The sequence below is a fragment of the Vibrio sp. 1557 genome (genome assembly GCF_033340175.1).
GTDB classification, from domain to species: Bacteria; Pseudomonadota; Gammaproteobacteria; order Enterobacterales; family Vibrionaceae; genus Vibrio; species Vibrio alginolyticus.
The window spans coordinates 1-2,739 of the sequence record NZ_JAWOVZ010000064.1 but is presented as its reverse complement, the minus strand read 5'-3'; the positions used below and the strand labels follow the sequence as shown (position 1 = coordinate 2,739).

At 48.1% G+C, this 2,739-nt stretch carries 2 protein-coding genes and 1 pseudogene; 2 read left to right on the top strand and 1 reads right to left on the bottom strand.

All coding sequences use genetic code 11. The features are described 5' to 3' along the window. On the top strand, positions 1-182 hold a 182-nt coding region (locus R7070_RS24515; protein WP_318141325.1), incomplete at its 5' end, for a hypothetical protein. Between the two features lie 179 nt (positions 183-361). After that, positions 362-1,627, top strand: coding sequence for an NRAMP family divalent metal transporter (locus R7070_RS24510; protein WP_017449433.1), 1,266 nt, complete (start codon positions 362-364; stop codon positions 1,625-1,627). A gap of 69 nt (positions 1,628-1,696) precedes the next feature. On the opposite strand, the pseudogene R7070_RS24505 reads toward R7070_RS24510, so the two are convergent. After that, positions 1,697-2,739: pseudogene (locus R7070_RS24505) on the bottom strand (RNA polymerase-associated protein RapA); the annotation flags it as partial.

The following is a 2,739-nucleotide window of genomic DNA, read 5'->3' as shown; positions in this document are numbered from 1 at the left end:
ATCTGTCGGTGGGTTGTACTCAAGCATTGCCATGGGTGGGATCTCTAGAAAATAAAAACGCCGCGATTATAACGAGGGCTCAGCCAAAACGCATTTTAATTTCGCGACCAATGAAAACACCAAAACCAACAGGGTTAATCAAGTCAATAAATTCGAAAAATAAAATAAAAACTGATTTGTAAATATAGTTTGACAAGTACTGCGGGAGTGATATTTATAGAGTGGTTACCCAAATAACTTTATTCCGTTCGGAAAAGCACCCCATAACATTAAATAAGGTTTCACGCCGTTTGGATTCCCGCGAACCGTTCTCGCGGGGGAAGGTTATGCCGTTATACACAACATCAAAGGACAATAAGAAATGGAATCCGCCGTACCAGATCAACCCCAATCCAGAATATCGCTATTTTTCCGCTCACTTGGCCCAGGCATCCTAATGGCTTCTGCGGCGGTGGGTGGCTCTCACCTTGTAGCCTCAACCAAAGCGGGCGCCATCTATGGCTGGCAACTTGCCGCACTCATCCTGCTCGTAAACCTGTTTAAATACCCATTTTTCCGAGCTGGCGTGCAATACACGATGGGCACAGGGCTTACGTTAGTCGAAGGCTACGCGAGACTGGGGCGCCCTTACCTTTGGCTGTTTCTGTTCTTAAGTGTGGTGTCGGCGGTGATCAACACCGCAGCATTGTTGATGTTTAGTGCGAGCTTGCTGGGTTACTTCATACCATTTTCACTGTCGATGGCATCGTTGAGCATCATCGTTTTGGTCACGTGTTTGATCATTTTATTCGCCGGCCATTACAAAGCACTCGACACACTTTCGAAAGTGATCATGTCCGTGCTCACCATTGCAACGCTGCTTGCTGTTGCAATTGCGTTTGGTAACCCAGTGGAACCCGTCGCGAACTTTGAATCGCCTTCCCCTTGGTCAATTGCGGCAATTGGTTTCATCGTGGTTACGATGGGGTGGATGCCAGCACCAATTGAGATTTCGTGTTTAACCTCAGCGTGGCTAAAGCGCCAGTCGAGTCAGCAAGAAGTAACACCACGCTCTGCTCTGTTTGACTTCAACGTTGGCTACATCGGTACAGCAGTTTTGGCGCTAGTGTTTGTTTCGCTCGGTGCATTAATGTTGCACGGTTCTGGAATTGAACTGAAGAGCTCCGGGGTAGGCTTCTCGCATCAGTTGGTTGGCTTGTACGCTTCGACCATCGGTGAATGGTCACGTTACTTAATCGCAGTGATCGCTTTCTTCTGTATTTTCGGCAGCACAATTACCGTTATTGACGGTTACTCGCGCGTAATTGCCGACTCACAACGCCTGTTGCGCTCTCAAGCGGAAACCGATCCAAAAGCAACGTCAGCGATTATGTTGGCGGTATCATTGCTGGCGCTAGGTATCGTCGTATTCTGGGCATCGGCACTGCTGCCTATGCTCGACTTCGCGATGGTTCTGGCGTTTATGACGACACCATTCTTCGCGCTACTGAACTACATCTTAGTGAGCAAAACGGACTTGCCGGAACCGCTGGCGGTGGGACGCAAACTGAAATGGCTATCGATTGCTGGGCTGATTTACTTGTTTGGCTTCTTAGCTTTGTTTATTTGGTGGAAGTGGTTGATGTAATCCGCAGGCAAACCGTAGATAAAGAAAAAGGTCTTCGATTGAAGACCTTTTTTAATGCGTTTAATGCGATTAGTTGTGGCTCACCACGATCAGACGGAGCGAGTCGAGCTGCACTTGAGCTTGATTGATGTAACCAGTCAGCTCTTTGATTTGCGCTTCAATCGCTTCAATCTCTTCATCACGAATGTTTGGGTTCACCGCTTTCAAGGCTTGTAAACGCTCTAGCTCCGCATTCAAGCTTTGCTGCATATCTTGCTGCGCTTGCTTACGAACGGCTTCCACTTTCTCTTCAACCAGCACATCGCCCGCTTCAATCAAACGGTGCACGTCTTTTTGCACAGACGTCACCAGCTTGCTGCCAAGATGACGGTTTACTGGGCTAAGTTGACGGTTGAAACCTTCAAACTCTACTTGAGCCGATAGATCGTTACCACGCGAGTCCATCATCAGACGGATTGGCGTTTTCGGTAAGAAGCGAGTGATACCGCTGCGTTTTGGTGCTTGCGCATCTACCGCGTAAATCAGTTCAAGCAGAATCGTACCAACTGGCAACGCCTTGTTTTTCAACAAAGATACCGCAGAAGTACCCACACCTTCACTCATCAGAAGATCGATACCACCTTGGATCATTGGGTGTTCCCAACTGATGAAGTGCATGTCTTCACGAGAAAGCGCGGTATCGCGATCAAAAGTGATCGTCGCACCTTCGTATGGCAAACCAGGGTAGCTTGGCACCATCATGTGCTCTGATGGCGTCACCACCAGTGCATTTTCGCCTTTGTCGTCTTGGTTCAAACCAATCGTATCAAACAGAGAAAGCGCAAACGTGACTAGGTTTGTATCACCATCAGTTGATTCAATTTTCTCAACGATTTGCTGAGCTTTTTCGCCGCCGTTAGAGTGCATTTCTAGCAAGCGGTCACGACCTTGCTCTAGTTGCGATTTCAATTCTTTGTTCAGCTTCGCTGATTCTTCGATGATCTCATCCAGAGTGCTGGTATCTCCTGACGCCAGAATCTCAATCAGAGCGTCTGAGTACTTGTCATAAACCGCACGACCTGTCGGGCAGGTTTCTGCAAAGGCGTTCAAACCTTCATCGAACCAACGCGCGA

Excerpts from the sequence above, each read along its gene's own strand:
- R7070_RS24510 (WP_017449433.1), top strand. The coding sequence starts at position 362 with ATGGAATCCGCCGTACCAGATCAACCCCAATCCAGAATATCGCTATTT.